The 20,776-nt window shown below is 72.4% G+C and carries 21 protein-coding genes and 1 tRNA gene; 12 read left to right on the forward strand and 10 right to left on the reverse strand.

The annotated features are described in order from the left end of the window. Positions 1-268 precede the first annotated feature (268 nt). Positions 269-793, reverse strand: a complete 525-nt coding sequence (locus ACZ7DY_RS13240; protein WP_471133914.1) for a universal stress protein — start codon at positions 791-793, stop codon at positions 269-271. A gap of 356 nt (positions 794-1,149) precedes the next feature. Here ACZ7DY_RS13240 and ACZ7DY_RS13245 point away from each other — a divergent pair, with 356 nt between their 5' ends. From ACZ7DY_RS13245 to ACZ7DY_RS13260, 4 genes are all read left to right on the forward strand, one after another. Further along, on the forward strand, positions 1,150-1,617 hold the full coding sequence (locus ACZ7DY_RS13245) for a hypothetical protein (RefSeq protein WP_471133916.1): 468 nt from the start codon (positions 1,150-1,152) through the stop codon (positions 1,615-1,617). Between the two features lie 405 nt (positions 1,618-2,022). Beyond that, positions 2,023-3,252, forward strand: a complete 1,230-nt coding sequence (locus ACZ7DY_RS13250) for a helix-turn-helix domain-containing protein (protein ID WP_471133919.1) — start codon at positions 2,023-2,025, stop codon at positions 3,250-3,252. A 10-nt stretch (positions 3,253-3,262) separates the two neighbouring features. Continuing rightward, positions 3,263-3,865, forward strand: a complete 603-nt coding sequence (orn, locus tag ACZ7DY_RS13255) for an oligoribonuclease (RefSeq protein ID WP_471133922.1) — start codon at positions 3,263-3,265, stop codon at positions 3,863-3,865. Positions 3,866-3,976: 111 nt separating this feature from the next. Next, a tRNA-His gene (locus tag ACZ7DY_RS13260) sits at positions 3,977-4,049 on the forward strand. A 90-nt stretch (positions 4,050-4,139) separates the two neighbouring features. Here the strand turns inward: ACZ7DY_RS13260 and ACZ7DY_RS13265 are convergent. Together ACZ7DY_RS13265 and ACZ7DY_RS13270 are read right to left on the reverse strand one after the other, a co-directional pair. Further along, positions 4,140-5,294, reverse strand: a complete 1,155-nt coding sequence (locus ACZ7DY_RS13265; protein ID WP_471133925.1) for a hypothetical protein — start codon at positions 5,292-5,294, stop codon at positions 4,140-4,142. A 173-nt stretch (positions 5,295-5,467) separates the two neighbouring features. After that, a complete protein-coding gene (locus ACZ7DY_RS13270) occupies positions 5,468-5,698 on the reverse strand; it encodes a hypothetical protein (RefSeq protein WP_471133928.1) in 231 nt (76 codons plus the stop codon). A gap of 147 nt (positions 5,699-5,845) precedes the next feature. Between ACZ7DY_RS13270 and ACZ7DY_RS13275 the strand changes: the two genes are divergently transcribed. Continuing rightward, positions 5,846-6,088, forward strand: a complete 243-nt coding sequence (locus ACZ7DY_RS13275) for a chaplin (protein ID WP_471133931.1) — start codon at positions 5,846-5,848, stop codon at positions 6,086-6,088. Positions 6,089-6,194: 106 nt separating this feature from the next. Here ACZ7DY_RS13275 and ACZ7DY_RS13280 read toward each other — a convergent pair whose 3' ends face one another. Together ACZ7DY_RS13280 and ACZ7DY_RS13285 are read right to left on the reverse strand one after the other, a co-directional pair. After that, positions 6,195-6,377 (reverse strand): hypothetical protein, encoded by a 183-nt coding sequence (locus tag ACZ7DY_RS13280; protein WP_471133934.1) that lies wholly within the window; start codon positions 6,375-6,377, stop codon positions 6,195-6,197. Between the two features lie 111 nt (positions 6,378-6,488). Then, complete coding sequence (locus tag ACZ7DY_RS13285; RefSeq protein WP_471133937.1) at positions 6,489-7,598, reverse strand: LacI family DNA-binding transcriptional regulator; 1,110 nt, start codon at positions 7,596-7,598, stop codon at positions 6,489-6,491. Positions 7,599-7,897: 299 nt separating this feature from the next. Here ACZ7DY_RS13285 and ACZ7DY_RS13290 point away from each other — a divergent pair, with 299 nt between their 5' ends. The 4 genes from ACZ7DY_RS13290 (at position 7,898) to ACZ7DY_RS13305 (ending at position 12,815) form a co-directional block, all read left to right on the forward strand. After that, positions 7,898-9,247, forward strand: a complete 1,350-nt coding sequence (locus tag ACZ7DY_RS13290; RefSeq protein WP_471133940.1) for an ABC transporter substrate-binding protein — start codon at positions 7,898-7,900, stop codon at positions 9,245-9,247. A 5-nt stretch (positions 9,248-9,252) separates the two neighbouring features. Next, positions 9,253-10,272, forward strand: coding sequence for a carbohydrate ABC transporter permease (locus ACZ7DY_RS13295; RefSeq protein WP_471133943.1), 1,020 nt, complete (start codon positions 9,253-9,255; stop codon positions 10,270-10,272). A gap of 48 nt (positions 10,273-10,320) precedes the next feature. Continuing rightward, positions 10,321-11,199, forward strand: coding sequence for a carbohydrate ABC transporter permease (locus ACZ7DY_RS13300; RefSeq protein WP_471134551.1), 879 nt, complete (start codon positions 10,321-10,323; stop codon positions 11,197-11,199). 95 nt (positions 11,200-11,294) lie between these two features. Continuing rightward, positions 11,295-12,815: a GH1 family beta-glucosidase gene (locus ACZ7DY_RS13305; RefSeq protein WP_471133946.1), complete on the forward strand. Its 1,521-nt coding sequence runs from the start codon at positions 11,295-11,297 to the stop codon at positions 12,813-12,815. 93 nt (positions 12,816-12,908) lie between these two features. Here ACZ7DY_RS13305 and ACZ7DY_RS13310 read toward each other — a convergent pair whose 3' ends face one another. Continuing rightward, positions 12,909-13,976 (reverse strand): chitinase, encoded by a 1,068-nt coding sequence (locus ACZ7DY_RS13310; protein ID WP_471133948.1) that lies wholly within the window; start codon positions 13,974-13,976, stop codon positions 12,909-12,911. A 158-nt stretch (positions 13,977-14,134) separates the two neighbouring features. Between ACZ7DY_RS13310 and ACZ7DY_RS13315 the strand changes: the two genes are divergently transcribed. Continuing rightward, positions 14,135-14,644: a CAP domain-containing protein gene (locus ACZ7DY_RS13315; RefSeq protein ID WP_471133951.1), complete on the forward strand. Its 510-nt coding sequence runs from the start codon at positions 14,135-14,137 to the stop codon at positions 14,642-14,644. Positions 14,645-14,705: 61 nt separating this feature from the next. Here the strand turns inward: ACZ7DY_RS13315 and ACZ7DY_RS13320 are convergent, their stop codons facing one another. Next, entirely contained in the window at positions 14,706-16,094 is a 1,389-nt protein-coding gene (locus ACZ7DY_RS13320; protein ID WP_471133954.1) for a sensor histidine kinase, read from the reverse strand. Beyond that, positions 16,091-16,795 carry a response regulator transcription factor gene (locus tag ACZ7DY_RS13325; protein WP_471133956.1) on the reverse strand — a complete coding sequence of 235 codons (705 nt, stop codon included), beginning with the start codon at positions 16,793-16,795 and terminating at the stop codon, positions 16,091-16,093. The genes ACZ7DY_RS13320 and ACZ7DY_RS13325 overlap by 4 nt, the downstream gene beginning before the upstream one ends. 122 nt (positions 16,796-16,917) lie before the next feature. Between ACZ7DY_RS13325 and ACZ7DY_RS13330 the strand changes: the two genes are divergently transcribed. Continuing rightward, on the forward strand, positions 16,918-17,451 hold the full coding sequence (locus tag ACZ7DY_RS13330) for a hypothetical protein (RefSeq protein WP_471133959.1): 534 nt from the start codon (positions 16,918-16,920) through the stop codon (positions 17,449-17,451). A gap of 39 nt (positions 17,452-17,490) precedes the next feature. Here the strand turns inward: ACZ7DY_RS13330 and ACZ7DY_RS13335 are convergent, their stop codons facing one another. Further along, on the reverse strand, positions 17,491-18,351 hold the full coding sequence (locus ACZ7DY_RS13335) for a spermidine synthase (protein WP_471133961.1): 861 nt from the start codon (positions 18,349-18,351) through the stop codon (positions 17,491-17,493). 81 nt (positions 18,352-18,432) lie between these two features. Next, entirely contained in the window at positions 18,433-18,924 is a 492-nt protein-coding gene (locus ACZ7DY_RS13340) for a hypothetical protein (RefSeq protein ID WP_471133964.1), read from the reverse strand. 306 nt (positions 18,925-19,230) lie between these two features. Here ACZ7DY_RS13340 and ACZ7DY_RS13345 point away from each other — a divergent pair, with 306 nt between their 5' ends. Then, positions 19,231-20,709 (forward strand): tetratricopeptide repeat protein, encoded by a 1,479-nt coding sequence (locus tag ACZ7DY_RS13345; protein WP_471133966.1) that lies wholly within the window; start codon positions 19,231-19,233, stop codon positions 20,707-20,709. The last annotated feature ends 67 nt before the right edge of the window (positions 20,710-20,776 follow it).

Below are 20,776 nucleotides of genomic sequence, written 5' to 3' on the forward strand. Positions count from 1 at the left end.
GGGCGCCCCGGAAGAGCCGTGGAGCCAGGGCGAGTTGGCCGAGAGTGGCGGTGGCGTTTCCCGCGAAGACGCCTTTGCCCACGGCGGGCTCCCTTCATGTGCAGGGGCGCGACGGTGCGTTCGTACCGCTCCGCGTCGACGACCGTTATGTACCCTTCACAAAGGCGCGAACCACCTCTACGCGCGAGTAGATTCATCTGCATACGGAACGTTCCCCGTAAGGGAGTTCGGCGATGTGGCAGCTCAACTCGCCCGGCGCGGGCGGGTGTTACGGGATGACGATGACGGGGCGCTGCGCCCGGCGCGCCAGCCGGCCCGCGACGGAGCCGAAGATGCGGCCGACGATGCCGTGCGTGGAGCCGACGACGATCGCGTCCGCGCTGTACTCGCGGCCGACCTCCTCCAGCTCGTGGCAGATGTCGCCGCCTCGCTCGACGAGGATCCACGGCACCTCGGCGAGGTAGTCCGCGCAGGCCAGCTCAAGGCCGAGCACCTCGGTGCGGTGGTCCGGGACGTCGACGAAGACCGGGGGCTCGCACCCCGCCCACACGGTGGTGGGCAGCCGGTTGGCGACGTGGACGATGATCAGACCGGAGCCGGAACGGTGGGCCATGCCGATCGCGTAGGCGAGGGCCCGCTCACTGGAGGTCGAACCGTCGAAGCCGACGACGACCCCGTGCCGGAAGGCCGGATCGCAGGAGTGGCGCGGTTCTTCCGCCGCTCGGGGGGTCGCTGTCGGATCGGCGACCTGCCGCTTGCGGTCCGCGGGTTCGGAGAATTCGTGACCGGCCATCGGTGTCTCGGCGAAGGAGTCCTCTGTGGGAGGGTCGGCTTTTTCAGGTGGTGGACAAGTTCAGGACCTGGAAGGTCGTCCGGGAATCATCTTCCCAACCCCATACCCCCAAGGGTACGGCGACACTCCCCTCCTGCCCAGAGCCTGCGAAAAGCCCCGCACGGAGCCCCACCGGGGCCCTGCACAGGCCTCCCGGCGCTCACCGGAGCATGCACGAGCCTCGCCCGTATGGCAATGGTTGCTGCCTCCTACAGGCGTTTTGCCCACCCGTCCGGCGCCACCCGGCGCCCTCCCCAGTGACCCGGCGCGGGGCCGGCCGTTGAACCTCCGTACCTCACCGCCACAGGGAGCACGCCGTGCCTGGATTTTCGACCGCGCCCCCATCCGCCACCCGCTTCCCGGATTCACCCGAGCAAGCCCCGCAGGACCAGCCGGCCCGGCCGGACCGGCGGACCCGGCAGACCCGGCAAGGGGGACAGAGGGCGGCCAACAGCCACCGGCGCCCGCCCGAGGGCGCGCGGGAGACGCAGGACGGGCCCGCGCCCGACTCGGCGAGCGACGTGGTCCGCTGGGCCGCGTTCAGCTGCGTGCTGGTGCCCGTCGTCCTCATCGGGTACGGCACGTCACTGGCCGGCGCCGCCGGTTCGGCCCTCGGCCTGGTGGCCGTCACCGGGGTCTGCCGGGTGCTCCTGCGCCAGTCCGAACGGGGCGCCGCGCGACTGCTTGCAGAACAGAACGACGGGCACCGCGGGCGGCACGGCAGGACGGCTCCGGGGGCGCACAGGGGCACCCGTCACAGTGCCGACAGTGCGCCGGTCGACTGACTGATTCACACACACGCTCCCGTAGCTTTTCAGCCAACTTCCGGGGCCCCCGGATCCCCTGGCCGAACGCCCTCTCAACCCCCGTCCGACCAGGGCTGAAAGGTGCTCTCCGGCCGCGTGCACCCTACGGGGACCGGCCATGGAGCGAAGGCCCACTTCCCAGCAAGCCGCGCGAGTGCAACGCTTCGTGATCGAATGCTTCACGCCAAGTTGCCATGTCGACAATCTGCCGAGTGATGAACTGGTCACCCCGGCAGCACGGGACGCAGTAGATTCGATCTTGACTGTATTACGGCGGGGGACTGGTGGAGGACCGAGGGGAAACGTGCAGCAGCGACAAGCCAAGCAAGCACGTCAAGCACGTCAGGAACGGGGAGCCGCGACGACCGAGGGGGGTTTAGCACCATGAGCCACGACTCCACTGCCGCGCCGGAGGCCGCGGCTCGGAAACTCTCGGGGCGGCGCCGCCGGGAGATCGTAGCGGTGCTGCTCTTCAGCGGCGGTCCCATCTTCGAGAGCTCCATACCGCTCTCCGTGTTCGGCATCGACCGGCAGGACGCCGGCGTCCCCCGCTACCGGCTGCTGGTGTGCGCCGGCGAGGAGGGACCGCTGCGGACCACCGGCGGTCTCGAACTCACCGCGCCACAGGGGCTGGAGGCGATCGGCCGGGCAGGCACGGTCGTCGTGCCGGCCTGGCGGTCGATCACGTCACCGCCGCCGCCGGAAGCGCTCGACGCGCTGCGCCGCGCGCACGAGGAGGGCGCCCGCATCGTCGGGCTGTGCACCGGTGCGTTCGTGCTCGCCGCGGCGGGACTCCTGGACGGGCGGCCCGCGACCACCCACTGGATGTACGCGCCGACGCTCGCGAAGCGTTATCCGTCCGTCCACGTGGATCCGCGCGAGCTGTTCGTCGACGACGGGGACGTCCTGACGAGTGCCGGGACCGCGGCCGGAATCGATCTCTGTCTGCACATCGTGCGCACGGACCACGGCAACGAAGCGGCGGGCGCGCTCGCCCGCAGGCTCGTGGTGCCGCCGCGCCGGGCCGGCGGCCAGGAGCGCTACCTCGACAGGTCTTTACCCGAGGAGATCGGCGCCGACCCGCTCGCCGAGGTCGTCGCGTGGGCCCTCGAACACCTCCACGAGCAGTTCGACGTGGAGACCCTGGCCGCGCGCGCGTACATGAGCAGGCGCACCTTCGACCGCAGGTTCCGCTCGCTCACCGGCAGCGCGCCGCTGCAGTGGCTGATCACCCAGCGGGTGCTGCAGGCGCAGCGGCTCCTTGAGACCTCCGACTACTCCGTCGACGAGGTCGCGGGCCGCTGCGGCTTCCGCTCGCCGGTGGCGCTGCGGGGCCACTTCCGGCGCCAGCTGGGCTCCTCCCCCGCCGCCTACCGGGCCGCCTACCGCGCCCGCAGGCCGCAGGGCGAGCGGGCGCTGGAGTCCGTCTCGGCGACGGCGCAGGCGGTTCCCGCGCTGGTGGAGGCGGGTCCGGTGCCCTCCCAGACCCGGCGCACGGCGGCCGCGAGCGCGCTGGGCCCCTCGGCCTCGGTGCCCACCGAGCCCGGCAAGCCGCACTCGGACGTGTACGCGCCAGGACGTGCTCCCCTGCCCGGCCAGAGGAGCGCGCCGTAGGGTAAGACGCATGAACGATCGCATGGTGTGGATCGACTGCGAGATGACCGGGCTCTCGCTGACGGACGACGCACTTATCGAGGTGGCCGCACTGGTCACCGACTCGGAACTGAACGTGCTCGGCGAAGGTGTGGACATCGTGATCCGCCCGCCGGACGCGGCGCTGGAGACCATGCCCGAGGTGGTGCGCGCCATGCACACCGCCTCGGGGCTCCTCGACGAGCTGGCCGGCGGCACCACGCTGGCGGACGCCGAGGAGCAGGTCCTGGCGTACGTACGTGAGCACGTCAAGGAGCCCCGCAAGGCTCCGCTGTGCGGAAACTCGGTCGGCACCGACCGCGGCTTCCTGCTGCGGGACATGCGGACGCTGGAGGAGTACCTCCACTACCGGATCGTCGACGTCTCCTCCATCAAGGAGCTGGCCCGGCGCTGGTATCCGAGGGCCTACTTCAACAGCCCGGACAAGAACGGCAACCACCGCGCGCTCGCCGACATCCGCGAGTCCATCGCCGAGCTGCGCTACTACCGCGAGGCGATCTTCGTCCCGCAGCCCGGCCCGGACTCGGACACCGCGAGGACGATCGCGGCCAAGCACGTCCTGCCTGCGGAATAGCCCGGGCGGGAGCCCCGTGTACGGGGTCGGGAAAACGTGTGCGCGAGCACCCCTCCAGACCCTGTACACTTTTTCTCGGCCGGTCGGAAGAACGACAAAAGACCGGGCATGGTGGGTGTAGCTCAGTTGGTAGAGCACCTGGTTGTGGTCCAGGTGGCCGCGGGTTCAAGTCCCGTCACTCACCCTGAAGAAGAAGGGCCGATCCGTGAGAACGGATCGGCCCTTCTGCGTGTGTGCCCTTCTGTCTGTCTGTCCTTCTGTGTGTCCGCGTCGGCTAGCGCACCGTCTGGGTCCGGCCCGCCGCTGCCCTGAGGCCGGCCACCGTGAACGCCACGACCAGCAGCGCGCCCAGCGTCGCGAGCGCCGCCGACAGCATCGGGAGCGGGGCCGCCACGCCGCCGGGCGGCCGCAGCACGTACGCGAGCGTCGTGGAGTGGATCCGGTCGTCCAGGAGATGGCCGACGGCCAGCGCGCCCGCCACCAAGGTGCTCAGCACCGCCACGACCGGCGACCGGCTCAGCAGGAGCGCCACGCCCGCCGCGGCGCAGAGGACGCAGACCGCCACCGCGGCCGAGAGGGCGACGGTGGGGGCGCCCGACCAGCGCACCGGGAAATGGGCCGCCGCACAGAGCAGGAGCAGCAGGCCCGCGAGACGGCGTAGCCACACCAGCGGGGTCCTGGCCTGCGGGCGAGAGGCACCCGGCAGGGATGCGACGGGGGCGGCAGCGGCGGGCGCTCCCGGCGTGCCGGGTGCGGGGCGGGTGGCGGCCCCGGCGGACGGGGTGCCCGGCGCGTTCGCGTTCGGGGCCGTCGCCTCGGGCGGAACGGCGCCCTTGTGGTCACGCAGGCTGCCGATCAGCTCCATCAGGTCCTCGACGGACCTGCTCGTACCCGCGGCGTGCACCACCTCGGCGCCGCTGTGCGGGTCGTGCGGCGGACGGGAGAGCAGGTGGACGAGGCGGCTCACCTCCGGGATGGGCCGCTCCTCGGCCGCGTGCCGGATGGCCTGGTCCATGTGGTCGGCCGGATGCTCCGGCGGACCGAGCAGTTCCACCAGCCGGGTGACGTCGTCGACGGAACGGGCCACGGCCGCCAGACGGAGGACGGACGCGGCGGTCGGCATGTCGTCGGGCGACTGCTCCAGGAGGGTGACGAGGTCGACGACGTCGTCCAGGGGCCTGGAGACCACGGCGACTCGTATGAGCTCTTCCACCGCGTCGTCGTCGGCGCCGGGCGGCGCCGGCTCCGGGGGGCCGCAGTTGGGTGCGTGCGCGGGGCGCTGCGGGGGCCTCGCGTCGGTGCCGTACACCGCCGGTTCCGGCGGAACGCCGTCCGTGGCGTGCTCGACTGCCTGCGGCTGGGGGGCGGGCTGGTCACGGGGTGGGGCGCCGAGCTGCGCGGTGCCCCAGTGAACCGACGTCGAAACCATAGGTTCGCCGGCCCCGGAGGAATCCCCGGCGGCAGAGAATGACTCAGCGGCCATGTCACTTCTCCATTTCAGCGGGACGTCCTCGCCCCGCATGTGAGCGTGTCTCCCGTTCTATGCACGCTTCATTCGGCCCGCCACTGGAGAAGTCGTCTCACGGGAGTGCTCCCGACGTCTCAGCCGCCGCCCTGCCGGCGCTCCCGCCACCGCTGACCCGCCTGCCGGGCCCTGCCGTTCAACCGCTCCCTGCCCCAGGAGAGGAGCAGGGCCAGCGGAGCGGCGACCAGCCCGATGAGCAGCGCGGGACCCCAGTCCATGCCGTCGCGCCGGTAGCGGAAGAGCAGCACGCAGAAGGCGTACATGAGCAGGAGGATCAGCGTCAGCTTCAGCGGTTTCGGTAAGTTCATGGAGCCCGAATACCCCCGGCGCACCCGGACATGACGGGTGTGCGCCCCGCGGCCGGGCTTCGTTCATATGGCGGTCAGCGGTCGCGAATCGGCGTGGACTGCGGTGAGTTGGATTCGCACGCGTCCCCGAACCCTTGGAGGTCCTCAATGCGCCGTGCCCGTATTCTCACCGCCGCCGTACTGCTTTCGGGTCTGACCGTACTGGGCGGGGCCGGCCAGGCCCTGGCCGACGGCGACCCGACCACCGCCACGACCGGCAACAGCCCCGGCATCCTCTCCGGCGACAACATCCAGATCCCGGTCAAGGTCCCCGTCAACGCCTGCGGTCTCACCGTGGACATCCTCGGGCTCCTCAACCCGGCCGAGGGCAACCACTGCAGCAACACCTGAGACGACGAGCCCCCGACTCGGCATGCGAGTCGGGGGCTCGTTCACGCGGCGCCACAGCCGCCGCGGTTCTGCTCGCCGGGCCCGGGCATCGGCCAGGGCCGGACAGTCAGGACTGGAAGCGGTCCCGCGCGTCGTCGACGGCGTCCCGGGCCTGGTCCTGACCCTTGCGGGCCCGGTCCTTCGCCTGGCCGCCGCGCTGCGACGCCTCGTCCTGCGCGCCGGACCGCGCCTTCTTCGCCTGGTCCTTGAGCTGCTCGGCCTTGTCCTGGAACTGGTCCTTCATGCCCATGGCGGGCTCCCTTCGTGCCTTCACGATCGGCTTCGTCCCCCCGTCACAGCTTCGGCCGGGGTGACGGGAAGCGCATGTCGAAGGGTTACGCAGCGTGTTGGCGGGCCGCGGTCAGGACGACGCCCGCTCCACGAGCCGGGTGGGCAGCACGATCTGCGGGCGGCGCGCGCGCAGGCCGGCCGCGGAATGGTCCTCTCCGGCCGCTGCGGGAGAGGCGGCGTCCGCGAGAGATGCGGCCTCCGCCCGGGAGGCGACCTCCGCCAGCAGGAGCTCCGTCATCGTCCGGCCCATCTCGGTGATCGGCTGGCGCACGCTGGTCAGCGGCGGATCCATGTGGCGGGCGATGGCCGAGTCGTCGAAGCCGACCAGGGCCACATCCTCCGGTATCCGGCGGCCCGCAGTGCGCAGCACCTGGCGGGCGCCCGCCGCCATCACGTCCGAGCCGGCGAAGACCGCGTCCAACTCCGGGCAGTTCTCCAGGAGTTCGGCCATCGCGCGGCGGCCGCCCTCCTCCGTGAAGTCGCCCCGCACGATCAGCTTCTCGTCGACCGGGAGCCCCGCGTGCGCCAGGGCGTCGCGGTAACCGTCCAGGCGGCGCCGGGCGCCGTACACGTCGAGCCGGCCGGTGATCGTCGCTATGGTGCGGCGGCCGCGGGCCACCAGGTGGGCGACGGCCGCCCTGGCCCCCGCGAAGTTGTCCGAGTCCACCGAGGCCAGCGTCTCGTCGGCCGATCTGCGGCCGCTGATCACCGCGGGGATGTCCAGCTGCTCCAGGAGGTCGGGCAGCGGATCGTCGGCGTGCACCGAGACGAGCAACACGCCGTCCACCCGGTGCGCGGCCAGATACTGGGCCAGGCGCCTGCGTTCGCGGTCGCCGCCCGCGAAGGTCAGCAGGAGCTGCATGTCCGAGTCGGAGAGGGCCTGGCCCACGCCGTGGATGATGTCCGAGAAGTACGGCTCGGCGAAGAACCGCGACTCCGGTTCGGGCACGACGACCGCGATCGAGTCCGTACGGTTCGCCGCCAGCGCCCGCGCCGCCGTGTTCGGGACGTAACCGAGCTCGGCGACCGCCTCCTCGACGGCCGCGCGGGTGCGCTCGCTCACCCGCGGCGAGCCGTTGATCACCCGGGAGACGGTGCCGCGGCCGACTCCGGCGCGCGCCGCCACCTCCTCGAGCGTGGGCCTCCCCCCACTGCGCCCTCTGGGCTGACCAGTCCCCATCCGTGCCTCCCAACGACGCGAATCTAACAGCCGGTCCGCGGCCGTCCTCCCGGCCGGCCCGGCCCGGGTGCGGCCTCGCCGCCGCCCGCCGGACGCCTTCAACTCTTGGCGTCCGCCGCCTTGACACCCCCGCGGAGAGCCGCGACTCTTCAAGACATCACACATGGGAGCGCTCCCACCGTACCTGGCTCTTACAAGACCCGCACGTCCCCCGCCCCCGTACACAACGTCAACTCACGTACCAGTTACAGCAGTTGACCGAGGGCGGCCGGCACGTCAAGGGGCACGAGGAGGACGTCATGCGCCACAGGACCCGCACCTACCGCACGCGTACGTACCGCAGGGTGACCGTCCTCGCGGCCGTCACCGCGCTCGCCGCCGGGCTGCTCGCCGGCTGCGCCGAGGACAAGGAGGACTCCGGCGGCTCATCGGGCGGCGGCGGAGGCGGCGGCAAGGGCAGAACGACGCTCACGATCGGCGTCTTCGGAGCCTTCGGCCTGCAGGAGGCCGGTCTTTACAAGGAGTACGAGAAGCTCCACCCGAACATCAAGATCAAGCAGAACTCCGTGCAGCGCAACGAGAACTACTGGCCCGCCCTGCTCACCCACCTCAGCACCGGCAGCGGCCTCTCCGACATCCAGGCCGTCGAGGTCGGCAACATCGCCGAGCTGACCACCGCCCACTCCGGCAAGCTGATGGACCTCGGCAAGGTCTCCGGCGTCGACAAGGGCGATTTCCTCGACTGGAAGTGGCAGCAGGGCACCACCAAGGACGGCAAGACGATCGGGCTCGGCACCGACATCGGCCCGACCGGCATCTGCTACCGCAAGGACCTCTTCGAGAAGGCGGGCCTGCCCACCGACCGCGACGAGGTCGGCAAGCTGTGGGCCGGCGACTGGCAGAAGTACCTCGCGGCGGGCAAGCGCTACCAGGCCAAGGCCCCCAAGGGCACCTCCTTCGTGGACGGCGCGACCGGCGTGATGGCGGCCGTGCACGCCTCGGGCAAGGAGAAGTTCTACGACAAGGACGGCGAGCTGGTCTACAAGGACAGCCCGGCGGTGAAGGAGGGCTGGGACCTCGCGGCCCAGTTCGCCCAGGCGAAACTGACCGCCAAGCTCCAGCAGTTCCAGCCCAGTTGGGACCAGGCCATCTCCAACGGCTCCTTCGCCACCATCACCTGCCCGCCCTGGATGCTCGGCTACATCAAGGACAAGGCGGGCGACAAGGGCGAGGACAAGTGGGACGTCGCGCCCTCGCCGAAGCCCGGCAACTGGGGCGGCTCCTTCCTCACCGTGCCCGAGGCGGGCAAGAACAAGGAGGAGGCCGCGAAGCTCGCCGCCTGGCTGACCGAGCCCAAGCAGCTCGCCACCCTCTTCGACGAGCGGGCCAGCTTCCCCAGCGCCGACGCCGCCTACGACCTGCCCGAGGTCAAGGACGCCAAGAACCCCTACTTCGGCAACGCGCCCGTGGGCCAGATCTTCTCCCGGGCCGCCGAGGGCGTGCCGGTCCAGCCCATCGGCCCGAAGGACGGAATCATCTCCCAGTACCTGGCCGACACCGGGATGCTCGGCGTCGACCAGAAGGGAACCTCTCCCGACGAGGCCTGGGACAAGGCCGTGAAGACGATCGACAACGCTTTGGACCAGTGAGCGGGATGACGAGCGACGCCAGCACCGCCGCGCCCTCCCAGGGGGAGGAGGGCGCGGTCCCCCGCGCCGGGACCGGCACGCGGTCCGCGGACCCCGCCGACGAGCGCCGCCGGGCACGGCGCAGCCGCCGCTACCGCTGGGACGTCAAGTGGAGTCCCTATGCCTTCATCGCCCCCTTCTTCCTCTTCTTCCTCGCCTTCGGCCTCTTCCCGCTCCTCTATACGGGGTGGGCCTCCCTGCACCGCGTGGAGCTCGGCGCGCCGACCGACATGGAGTGGGTGGGGCTGCACAACTTCACCCGGCTCTGGGACGACGAATTCTTCTGGAACGCGCTGGGCAACACGTTCACCATCGGCCTCCTCTCCACCGTGCCCCAGCTGGCGATGGCGCTCGGCCTGGCCCACCTCCTCAACTACCGGCTGCGCGGCTCGATGTTCTTCCGGGTCGCGATCCTCACGCCGTACGCCACGTCGGTGGCCGCGGCGACGCTGGTCTTCGTGCTGATGTTCAGCCGCACCGACCACGGGATGATCAACTGGGGGCTCGGCCTGGTCGGCGTCGACGCCGTCGACTGGCAGAACGGCGACTGGACCGCGCAGTTCGCCGTCTCCTCCATCGTGATCTGGCGGTGGACGGGGTACAACGCGCTCATCTACCTGGCGGCGATGCAGGCCATCCCGCACGACCTGTACGAGTCGGCGGCGCTCGACGGCGCGAGCCGGTGGCAGCAGTTCCGGCACGTCACGATCCCTTCGCTGCGGCCGACGATCCTGTTCACCTGTGTCGTCTCGACGATCGGGGCGACCCAGCTCTTCGGCGAGCCGCTGCTGTTCAGCCAGGGCGCGAGCCCCACGGGAGGCACCGAGCACCAGTTCCAGACGCTCGGGCTCTATCTCTACGAACAGGGCTGGTTCAACCAGCACCTCGGCCGGTCCTCGGCGATCGCCTGGACCATGTTCCTGATTCTCGTGCTGATCGGCCTCGTCAACTGGGCCATCAGCCGCCGGCTCCGCAAGAGCGCGTGAGGGGATGACGTGACCACCACTCTGTCCACCGGGCCCGGCGGTCCTGCCGTGCGGGACACGCGGCGCGCGGGCGGGCGCGGAAAGCGGGAGAAGCGGGGCGCGGGGCGCCAGCTGCACGGCGGCAAGGTGACCTACGCCGTGCTGATCCTCTTCACCGTCGGCTCGCTCTTCCCGCTGGTGTGGACCGCGATCGCGGCCTCCCGCAACAACACCCGGCTCGCCGAGACCCCTCCCCCCTTCTGGTTCGGCGGCAACCTCTTCAAGAACCTCGAGATCGCCTGGACCGACGCCAACATGGGCACGGCGCTCCTCAACACGCTGGTGGTGGCGGGCACCATCACCGTCGGCACCGTGCTCTTCTCGACCCTGGCCGGCTTCGCCTTCGCCAAGCTCCGCTTCCGCTTCCGCGGCCTGCTGATGCTGCTGGTGATCGGCACGATGATGGTGCCGCCCCAGCTCAGTGTCGTGCCCCTCTTCATGGTGGTGGCCGATCTCGGCTGGACCGACCAGCTCCAGTCCGTGATCCTGCCGACGCTGGTCAGCGCCTTCGGGGTGTTCTTCATGCGGCAGTACCTCTCGGAGGCGCTGCCCACCGAGCTGATCGAGGCGGCCCGGGTGGACGGGGCGAACAGCTGGCGCGTCATCTGGCACGTGGTCTTCCCCGCCGCGCGCCCCGCGATGGCGGTCCTGGCCATGCTCACCTTCGTCATGGCGTGGAACGACTTCTTCTGGCCCATCATCGCCCTGACCCAGGAGGGCGAACCGACCGTGCAGGTGGCGCTCGCCGGGCTGGGCCGCGGGGCCATCCCCGACCAGTCCGTGATCATGGCGGGCGCGCTGCTCGGCACGCTGCCGCTGCTGCTCGCGTTCGTGCTGTTCGGCAAGCAGATCGTGGGCGGGATCATGCAGGGCGCGGTCAAGGGCTGAGCCCTCCCCGTACGTCCGCCTCACCAACCCGCCCCATCGCATCTCCCCCATCTCCCTCAACTCCCCTTCTCCGTACGAACCATGGGAGCGCTCCTATGTCTCTGACCTCCGCGAATCCGACCCCGGGGCCGACCCCGGGACCGACCCCGGACCCGGACCCGACCACCGCCACCGGCCTCACCTTTCCGCCCGGCTTCCTGTGGGGCGCCGCGACCGCCGCGTACCAGATCGAGGGGGCCGTGCGGGAGGACGGCCGCACGCCCTCCATCTGGGACACCTTCAGCCACACGCCGGGCAAGGTGCTCGGCGGCGACACCGGGGATGTCGCCGTCGACCACTACCACCGGTGGCGGGACGACGTGCGCCTCATGGCGGACCTGGGGCTGTCCGCGTACCGCTTCTCGGTCTCCTGGTCGCGGGTGCAGCCCACCGGGCGGGGGCCCGCCGTCCAGCGCGGGCTCGACTTCTACCGCGCGCTCGTCGACGAGCTGCTCGCGCACGGCATCCAGCCGATGGTGACCCTCTACCACTGGGACCTCCCGCAGGAGCTGGAGGACGCCTTCCCCAGCGGCTCGGCGGCGGGCGGCGGCTGGCCTGAGCGGGACACCGCCCACCGCTTCGCGGAGTACGCCGGGATCGTCGCGGGGGCGCTCGGGGACCGGGTGGAGATGTGGTCGACGCTCAACGAGCCGTGGTGCAGCGCCTTCCTGGGCTATGGCTCGGGGGTGCACGCCCCGGGCCGCACCGATCCCGCGGCCGCCCTGCGCGCGGCTCACCATCTCAACCTCGCGCACGGCCTGGGCGCGCAGGCGCTGCGCGACGGTCTGCCGGGGCGGGCCCGGATCGGTGTCAGCCTCAACCCGAGCGCAGTGCGTCCGCTCACCCCGTCCGCCGCCGACCGGGACGCGTGCCGGCGGATCGACGCGCTGGCCAACCGCGTCTTCACCGGGCCGATGCTGCGCGGCACGTACGACGACGATCTGCTGGCGGACACCGCGGGTGTCACGGACTGGTCCTTCGTCCTGGACAACGATCTGCGCACCGCCCGCCATCCGCTGGACTTCCTCGGCATCAACTACTACGCCCCCTCCGTCGTCTCGGCCGCCTCCCCGGACGGCGCCGGCCGGCCGCGCCCCGACGGGCACGGCGCGAGCAGCCACTCCCCCTGGCCGGGCGCCGACGAGCACGTCTCCTTCCACCGGGCGCCCGGTGAACTCACCGCCATGGACTGGCCGGTGGACCCGACCGGTCTGAAGGACCTTCTCCTTGAGTACACCGCTCAGGCCCCGGAGGTTCCGCTCTACGTGACGGAGAACGGAGCGGCCTACGACGACAGGCCGGGCGCGGGCGGCCAGGTCCACGACCCCGAGCGCATCCGCTATCTGCACGGCCATCTGACCGCGGTGCGGGAGGCGATCGCCGAGGGGGCCGACGTGCGCGGCTACTACCTCTGGTCGCTGCTGGACAACTTCGAGTGGGCGTACGGCTACAGCAAGCGGTTCGGCGCGGTCTACGTCGACTACGAGACGCAGGCCCGCACCCCCAAGTCCAGTGCCCACTGGTACGCGAAGGTGGCGGCCTCCGGGGAGCTGCCGCAGGCCCCGGACCTGGACTGACATGGCGGTGCCCCGGCCGGGCGGGGGAACTCCGGCCGGGGCACCTCGGGGGGTGGCTCACCGACGGCCTGACGCGGCGAAGGCCGCGCGGCCCTACTTGTCGTACGTGGCGAACGCCTCGGTGAACGCCAGCGGCTTCTGCTCGATCGACGAACACGTCGGCTGGGCCGCTCCGGAGGCGCCGCCCTCGCAGGCCTTGTCGCGCGTCGAGGACCACATGGAGAGGGCGCCGAGCCCCTTCTCCTCGGCGAACTCCACGAGCTGCCGGGCGTCGTCGACCCCGAACACCTCGGTCGTGACGTCGTTGACGCCGATCATGGGGGTGACGGCGACGGTCTTCCAGGCGGCCGCGTCGGAGAGGCCGAGGGCGCTCTTGAGCTGCTTCTGCGTCGCGGTGGCGGCCTGTTCGGCGTACGTGCCCATGTCGCCGCTGTAGGAGGGGCCGTAATCCATGGCCATGATGTTCACCGCGTCGATCTTCACGCCGTTCTTCCGCGCGTCGGCGAGCAGGTCGACGCCCGGCTGAGTCAGCCCCTCGGGCATGACGGGCAGCGTGAACGAGACGTCCAGGCCCGGGTGCTGCTTCTGCAGCGCGGCGATGGCCCGGGCGCGGCGGGTGTTGGCGGCGGTGTCCGGCAGGGCGGCGCCCTCGATGTCGAAGTCGACCTTCGTGAGGTCGTAGGCGTCGATGACCTTGCCGTAGGCCTTGGTCAGCTCTTGTGCGCCGTCGCACTTGAGGCCGAGTTCGGAGCCGGCCGCGCCGCCGAAGGAGACGCGGACGTCGCCGCCCTCGGCACGCAGGTCGCCGATCTGCGCGGCCACCTTGTCGTCGCCCAGGCCGGTGGTGCCGCCCCACAGCGGCTCGCAGCCGCCGCCGGAGGTGACGAAGGCGAGGTTGAACTCCTTGACGCCGGTCTTGGCCGCCGTGCCGACCAGGTCCTGGGCGGGGGTGAGGGAGGTGTCGACGAAGGGCGCGAAGGCCGCGGCGTCCCCGGTGGCCTTCGCCGTCGCGGACGTCGCGGGAGCCTTCTTCGCCGGGGCCTTGGTCGCGAGGGCCGTCCCGGAGAAGAGGAAGGCGCCGCCGCCGACGAGTGACGCGGCGACGATCCCCCCTATGACCTTGGAACGGGTGCTCACCGTGCGCCGGTGCGTGCTGCTCATCGCGTGCCTGCCTTAGCTGTACGGGGGTGGGGGTGCGGCAGCACGCTAGCCGCGCCGGAAGCGACAAAACGGCCATGCGGGACCGGGGCCGGCGATCTTAGGGTGCGCTTAAGACGGGGATGGGAGCCGATTAAAAACAGAAGGGGAGAAAGGGAAACATGACCGGAGAGCACAGAGGAACGTTCACCGCAGGGGTCGCCCTCTTCGCCGCCCTGCTGGCCTGTCCGGCGGCGGCCTCGGCCGAACCGCCGCCACCCGGCCCGCCCGGCCCACCCGAGCAACGGGTCGGCCAGGCCGCCGACGTGGTCGACGGGGTCAACCGCCACCGGTCCCGGGCCGGCTGCCCGCCCGTACGGCTCCTGGACTCGCTCAGCCGGGCCGCCCGGGAGCACAGCGCCGAGATGGCGCGGCACGAGCGGCTCACCCATACGGGCGAGGACGGCAGCCGCCCCATCGACCGGGTGCGGGAGACCGGGTACCAGCCGCTGCGGGCCGGTGAGGTCATCGCGGCCGGGGCCACCTCGCCGGACGCCGCCGTCGACCTGTGGGTGGACAGCCCCTCCCACCGCACCGTCGTCCTCAACTGCCACTACACGCACGCGGGTGTCGGCGTGGTGGAAGGGTCCGGCGGGCCGTGGTGGACGCTGGACCTGGCCGCCAGGGACTGAGACCGACCCAGGAGCTGACGGGCCCGCGGTTCCCCGGGAGCTGACGGCCCGCGCGGGAGCTTCAGCCCGGTGTGGGTGCGCGCCTGCGGCGGCGTACCGCGGCTCCCCGGTGGCCCCGGCGGTCCTCCCCCGGACGGCGCGCGTCCAGCTGGATCCAGATGCGGACCTCCGTGCCGCCGAGCACCGAGCTGCCGATGCGGACGTCGCCGCCCGTCGACTCGGCGAGGCGGCGCACGATGTCCAGGCCGAGGCCGGTCGAGCCGTCCTCCCCGGAACCCGAGCCGCGGGCCAGCGCGGCCTCGGGGTCGGCGATGCCGGGCCCGGCGTCGGAGACGAGGACGATCACCGCGTCCTCGCCGCTGTGCACGTCCACGGAGAAGGCGGTTCCCTCGCCGGTGTGCCGGAAGACGTTTCCGAGCAACGCGTCGAGGGCAGCGACCAGTTCGGGCCGGGCCACGGGGATGCGGACCGGCCGGTCGATGCCCGCCACCCGGACCTCGCGCCCCTCGTCCTCGGCCAGCGCCGACCAGAAGGCCATCCGCTCCCGGATCACCTCGGCCGCGTCACAGCCCGTGCCGGGGCCTACCGTCGCCGTCTGCGGCTTGGCGTCCCGCGCCGTACGGATGATCGTGTCGACCTCGCGCTCCAGCGTCTCCACCGCCGTACGGGTCTGTTCGGCCGCCGGTCCGTCGCCGAGCGAGGCCGCGTTGAGGCGCAGCACGGTCAGGGGCGTGCGCAGCCGGTGGGAGAGGTCGGCGGCCAGCTCCCGTTCGTTGGCGAGGAGTTGCACCACCTGGTCGGCCATCGCGTTGAACGCGACCGCGGCCAGCCGCAGTTCGGTCGGCCCCTCCTCCGGCACCCGGGCCCCCAGCTTGCCCTCGCCGAGGTCGTGCGCGGCGCCCACCAGCCGCTTGGCGGGCTGCACCATGCGTACGCCGAGCCGGTCGGCGACCGCCACCGAGCCGATGATCAGGGCGATGCCGACGCCCGCGAGCACCAGCCACGCCGTGGTCACGCCGTTGCTGACCTCGGCCTCCGGCACGAAGATCTCCACGACGGCCGTGCCCGAGCTGAGCGCGGTCGGCTGGAGCACCACGAAGCCGCCGGGCACCCCTGCGGTCCTGGCCCGGCCCTCCTTGCGGGTGGCCTCCACGGCGCGCGCCTCGGCCCTCGGGTCGCCGACCTCGAAGGCGGGGTGGTCGTCGACGGCCGGTACGTACACCGCCATCCGCCCGTCGCCGCCCGCCTCCGACGCGGCCACGGCACGGTTGAGCTCGGCGCGGTCGGTGGTGATGGAGAGGGTGGGGCCCATGCCCGCGCCGTGCCGCTCCGCGTTGGAGATGGCCCGGTCCCTGGCCATCTCCTTGACGACGAGACCGAGCGGCACCGCGAAGGCCACCACGACCATCGTGGTGACGGCCAGGCACACCTTGACCAGCGCCCACCTCACAGCGGTGGCTCCGGCAGCGGCGGCTCCAGCTTCACGCCGACGCCGCGCAGGGTGTGCAGATAGCGCGGCCGGGCGGCCGTCTCGCCCAGCTTCCGCCGCAGCCACGACAGATGGACGTCGATGGTCTGGTCGTCGCCGTAACTCTGCTGCCAGACCTCGGCGAGCAGCTCCTTGCGGGGCACGACGACGCCGGGCCGCCCGGCGAGGAAGGCGAGCAGGTCGAACTCGCGGCGGGTCAGGTCGAGGCGGGCGCCGTCCAGCTCCGCCTGGCGCCGCAGCGGGTCGATGGAGAGCCCGCCGACCTGGAGCACATTGCTCGGCGGCCCCTCCCCGGCCGGGACGCGCGCGCGGCGCAGCACGGCGGCCATCCGGGCCGAGAGGTGTTCCACGGAGAAGGGCTTGGTGAGGTAGTCGTCGGCACCGTCGTTCAGGAGGCGGACGATCTCCGTCTCGTCGTCCCGGGCGGTCGCGATGATCACGGGGACGTCCGTGATGCCGCGGAGCATCTTCAGCGCCTCCGACCCGTCGAGGTCGGGCAGGCCGAGATCCAGGATCACCACGTCAAAGCGGAAATGGGCGACCTCACGCAGCGCCTCCAGGGCCGTGCCGACGCTGCGCACGGTGTGCGATGCCTCGGTCAGGTGCCGGATGAGGGCGGAGCGTACGAACTGGTCATCCTCGACGACGAGCACACTTGCCATGGGCGGCACCGTACGCCATACGGAGGAACGCGGTCCTCTCCGGGACGTTCCCGCTCCGGGCGGCCCGGGGCGCGGCCGCCCCGCGGGACAGGGGCGCGAGACGTGGTGCAGTATGGCCCGCGATGCGCAGAGGACTCGTACACACAATCGCCTGGTCGCTGGCCACGGGCGCGGCGGTCACGCTGTCCTGGTGGGGCGTCCACACGGTGATGGCGGGCACCGCCTACGACCCGCCGCGGGCCCTGCCGCTGGCGGCCGACGACGGCGGCACGGAGCACGCCCGGCCGCGCGCCTCCTCGACCCACCGCACCCCGTCCGCCCCCACCGGGAAGCCGTCACGGTCCCCGAAGCCGCCGGCGTCGCCGGAGCCGTCCGGAGTGACCGCGACCCCGCACGGCAAGAAGCCCTCGCCGCCGCCCACGAAGTCCAGTACCGGCACGGTGAAGAGCTACAACACCGAGGGCGGCCGGGTCGTCCTCGACCTCGGCGAGGACTCCGCGACGCTGGTCTCGGCGACCCCGGCGGCCGGCTGGTCGGTGCAGACGTGGAAGCAGGACAAGTGGATCCGGGTGGACTTCACCGGGGGCGCCGCCCGGGTCTCGGTCTTCTGCACCTGGCACGACACGGCACCCCGGGTGGAGATCGACAAGTCCTGACCGCCCCGGCCGGTCCGGCGGCTCACTGAGGACCGCAGGTCACCGGAAGACCGACGGGGGCGGTGCCGGTGAGGCGACCGCGGCGGCGTCCGTGACCGCCGCCGCTCCCCCGCTGAAGTCCCTGAGCCCGCGGCCGTGTTCGACCCTGCCGGGGTGCGGGTCGCTCGCGCAGCGCCGGGTCAGCTCGGCGACGGGCAGCGCGCCGTCGGAGGCGAGCAGCACGGCGTTGCCGAAGCGCTTGCCGCGCAGCACCGTCGGGTCGGCGACGAGCGCGAGTTCGGGGAAGAGGGCGGCGGCGGTGGCGATCTGGCCGCGCAGATGGGCCAGGGGCGGGCCGTCGGCGAGGTTGGCGGCGTAGTGGCCGCCGGGCTTCAGGACCCTGCGGACGTCGGTGAGGAATTCCGTGCTGGTGAGGTGGGCGGGGGTGCGTGCCCCGCTGAAGACGTCGGCGATGACGAGGTCGGCCCAGCCGTCGGCGATCTTGGCGAGGCCTTCGCGGGCGTCGGTGCCGCGCACCCGTATCCGGGCCTGGGGGTCCAGGGGCAGTTCGCGGCGGACGAGCCGGACGAGCGCGGTGTCGCGTTCGACGATCTGCTGGGTGGAGCGGGGGCGGGTCGCCGCGGTGTAGCGGGCGAGGGTGAAGGCGCCGCCGCCGAGGTGCAGGGCGTGGATGGGCTTGCCGGGCGGTGCGACGAGGTCGACGACGTGGCCGAGCCTGCGCTGGTACTCGAAGTCGAGGTACGCGGGGTCGTCGAGGTCGACGTGGGACTGCGGGGCGCCGTCCACCAGCAGCGTCCAGGCGCGCGGCCTGTCCCGGTCCGGCATGAGCTCGGCGAGTCCGCCGTCCACGTCCTCGACGACGGCCTCCCGCGCTTCCCGGGACCGCTTGTTCCTGGTCATCCGGCCATTATCGGCGTACGCGGGCGCGGCGGCCCGACGGCCGTCCTGGGCGGGGCGCGGGACCCTGGGGGCGGGGGGCGCTCAGCGGCAGTTGTCGGCGGCCTCGATGGTGCGGGCGGCCTGGCCGAGCGCGGCGCGCAGGACGGCGGGGTCGGTGACGGGGTCGTTCTCGCCGTCCGGCGGGAGCAGCCAGCCGGTGCCGGCGACCGGCGGTTCGGGGACGACGGGGCCGGTGGGGCCCGGAAGAGGCTCCGCGTAGACGCTCAGGCCGCGTCCGAAGGTCTGGGTGCAGGCGCTGCCCGGCAGGTCCCAGCCGTCCGCGGTGCCCGGCGGCACCAGGAAGCCGAGGGTGTCGCAGCTCCCGTCGTGCAGCACGGGGCCGATGGTGTCGGCCGCACCGCGGCGCAGGATGTCGACGGCTTCGAGTCCCTGCCTGGCGGGGACCGTGACCAGGTCGCACCATTCGTCGTCGCAGGGGGGCGGGGCGCTGTGGTCCGGCGTGGGCCAGTGCCGTGCCGTGGTGAGTGACGCCGGGGAGGCGCCGCTCTTCGTACGGGAGTCGCTGCTCTCCATGCCGATCTCCAACAAGGGGACCCCTCCTCGCAAGTGCGGGATCGCCTGGCTCCCGCTCCTCTCGGTACAACGCGGGTCGGCGTCAACAGGCACTGCGGCACGCCGCCGCAAAGGATGGCAGTTCATGGCGGATCGCGGGTGAGATATCCGGTTTGTAGGCGAACTCCGTGTGGCGGACCCGTTACAGACGGTACGTTCGTGCTCCGCCGGGACTGCGGCGGCACCGCGGGAGTGCGTGCGCGGCGCCGCTCACGGGTGCGCCAGGGTGGGCACGATCCGGCACGATCCGCACGAGAGGGTCCGGCCATGGCGTCCTCACCGATGGCATCGTCAACTCAGTCCCCACGACCGAACCTCGCCTTCCGCCGGCTCCGCGGGCGGCGCTCGCCGGGCGAGTTCGCCGCGGCCGTACGGCGGGCCGCGCGCGAGATCGGCGAGCGCGTCAGCTGCGACGCGCGGTACATCGGACGCGTGGAGGCGGGTGAGATCCGTTGCCCGAACTACGCCTACGAACGTGTGTTCCTGCACATGTTCCCCGGCCGGACCCTGGCGGACCTGGGGTTCGCCCCCCGGTCACTGGTGCGCGGAAGGGGAACGCGCGCCGAGCCGGGCCCGCCGCCGGCCCCCGGCACGATCGAGACCGGCACCACGCTCCACACGACACCGACCACGCTTCACTTGTACGAGTCCCATCCGTCCGGGTCAGACCCTCACGCCTGCGATCCGTACGCGGTCCAGACACACGAGGAGAGCGACGTGCAACGTCGCGCATTCATGACGGGGTCCACGGCCACCGTGGCCGCGGCCCTCGGACCCGCCGGGCTCACCCTGGGCGGCCCGGCGGAGGCGGCCGCCCTGCGGGGCCGCCGGATCGGCGAGGCCGAGGTCGGCGCGGTCGAGGCGGCCGTACGCAAGATCAGGCTGCTCGACGACCGGCACGGCGCCGACGGGCTCTACCGACGCGCCGCCGCCCCCCTGCGCACCGCCTACACCCTGCTCGACGCGGGGACCACGACCCGCCGGTCCACCTCGGACCGGCTGCACGCGGGCGCCGGCGAACTGGCCATCTCCGTGGGCTGGCTGGCGCACGACTCGGGCCGCTTCGACGACGCCCGCTCGCACTACGCCGAGGCCCTCGCCACGGCCCGGGTCTCCGGAGACGCCGCCCTGGAGGCGCACGCCTTCTGCAACACCGCCTTCCTCGCGCGGGACGCGGGGCGGCCCCGGGAAGCGGTGCGGGCCGCCCAGGCGGCCACCCGCGCCGCCCACCCGCTCGGCTCCTACCGGCTGCTCTCGCTCATCGCGCTGCGCGAGGCGGGGGGCTGGGCCGGGCTCGGCGACCGGGCGGGGTGTGAGCAGGCGCTCTCCCGCGCCCACGCCCTCTTCGACCGCGGCCCCCGGGACGAGGACCCGGAGTGGATGACCTTCTACGGGCCTGCCGAGCTCGCGGGGCTGGAGGCGCAGTGCTGGTCGGCCCTCGGCGAGTGGGGGCGGGCCGTCGGGCACGCGCGGCTCGCCGCGACCACGGCCGCGTCGCAGACCCCTCAGTTCACCCGGAACATCGCCCTCTACACCGCCGAGCTCGCCGACGACCTGGCCCGTGCGGGCCGCCCCGACGAGGCGGCGATGGCGGGACAGCGGGTCCTCGGGCTGCTCGGCGAGGTCCAGTCCTCACGCATCCAGTCGATGCTGGCCACGACGGCACGCGTGCTGCTCCCGCACCGCAGCACCTCGGAGGTGAGCGACTTCCTGGAGGGGCACGCCTGCCTGCCACGGGCGGTGTAGCGGCCGGCGCCCGCGCGTGCTCGGGCAGGCGTACGGGACCGGGCCGGCGTACGGGACCGGGCCGGCG

Source organism: Streptomyces sp. NPDC037013, assembly GCF_055607265.1.

Coding starts and splice junctions, on each gene's coding strand:
- ACZ7DY_RS13240 (WP_471133914.1), bottom strand. CDS start 793: ATGGCCGGTCACGAATTCTCCGAACCCGCGGACCGCAAGCGGCAGGTC.
- ACZ7DY_RS13250 (WP_471133919.1), top strand. CDS start 2,023: ATGAGCCACGACTCCACTGCCGCGCCGGAGGCCGCGGCTCGGAAACTC.
- orn (WP_471133922.1), top strand. CDS start 3,263: ATGAACGATCGCATGGTGTGGATCGACTGCGAGATGACCGGGCTCTCG.
- ACZ7DY_RS13265 (WP_471133925.1), bottom strand. CDS start 5,294: ATGGTTTCGACGTCGGTTCACTGGGGCACCGCGCAGCTCGGCGCCCCA.
- ACZ7DY_RS13270 (WP_471133928.1), bottom strand. CDS start 5,698: ATGAACTTACCGAAACCGCTGAAGCTGACGCTGATCCTCCTGCTCATG.
- ACZ7DY_RS13275 (WP_471133931.1), top strand. CDS start 5,846: ATGCGCCGTGCCCGTATTCTCACCGCCGCCGTACTGCTTTCGGGTCTG.
- ACZ7DY_RS13280 (WP_471133934.1), bottom strand. CDS start 6,377: ATGGGCATGAAGGACCAGTTCCAGGACAAGGCCGAGCAGCTCAAGGAC.
- ACZ7DY_RS13285 (WP_471133937.1), bottom strand. CDS start 7,598: ATGGGGACTGGTCAGCCCAGAGGGCGCAGTGGGGGGAGGCCCACGCTC.
- ACZ7DY_RS13290 (WP_471133940.1), top strand. CDS start 7,898: ATGCGCCACAGGACCCGCACCTACCGCACGCGTACGTACCGCAGGGTG.
- ACZ7DY_RS13295 (WP_471133943.1), top strand. CDS start 9,253: ATGACGAGCGACGCCAGCACCGCCGCGCCCTCCCAGGGGGAGGAGGGC.
- ACZ7DY_RS13305 (WP_471133946.1), top strand. CDS start 11,295: ATGTCTCTGACCTCCGCGAATCCGACCCCGGGGCCGACCCCGGGACCG.
- ACZ7DY_RS13310 (WP_471133948.1), bottom strand. CDS start 13,976: ATGAGCAGCACGCACCGGCGCACGGTGAGCACCCGTTCCAAGGTCATA.
- ACZ7DY_RS13315 (WP_471133951.1), top strand. CDS start 14,135: ATGACCGGAGAGCACAGAGGAACGTTCACCGCAGGGGTCGCCCTCTTC.
- ACZ7DY_RS13325 (WP_471133956.1), bottom strand. CDS start 16,795: ATGGCAAGTGTGCTCGTCGTCGAGGATGACCAGTTCGTACGCTCCGCC.
- ACZ7DY_RS13330 (WP_471133959.1), top strand. CDS start 16,918: ATGCGCAGAGGACTCGTACACACAATCGCCTGGTCGCTGGCCACGGGC.
- ACZ7DY_RS13335 (WP_471133961.1), bottom strand. CDS start 18,351: ATGACCAGGAACAAGCGGTCCCGGGAAGCGCGGGAGGCCGTCGTCGAG.
- ACZ7DY_RS13340 (WP_471133964.1), bottom strand. CDS start 18,924: ATGGAGAGCAGCGACTCCCGTACGAAGAGCGGCGCCTCCCCGGCGTCA.
- ACZ7DY_RS13345 (WP_471133966.1), top strand. CDS start 19,231: ATGGCGTCCTCACCGATGGCATCGTCAACTCAGTCCCCACGACCGAAC.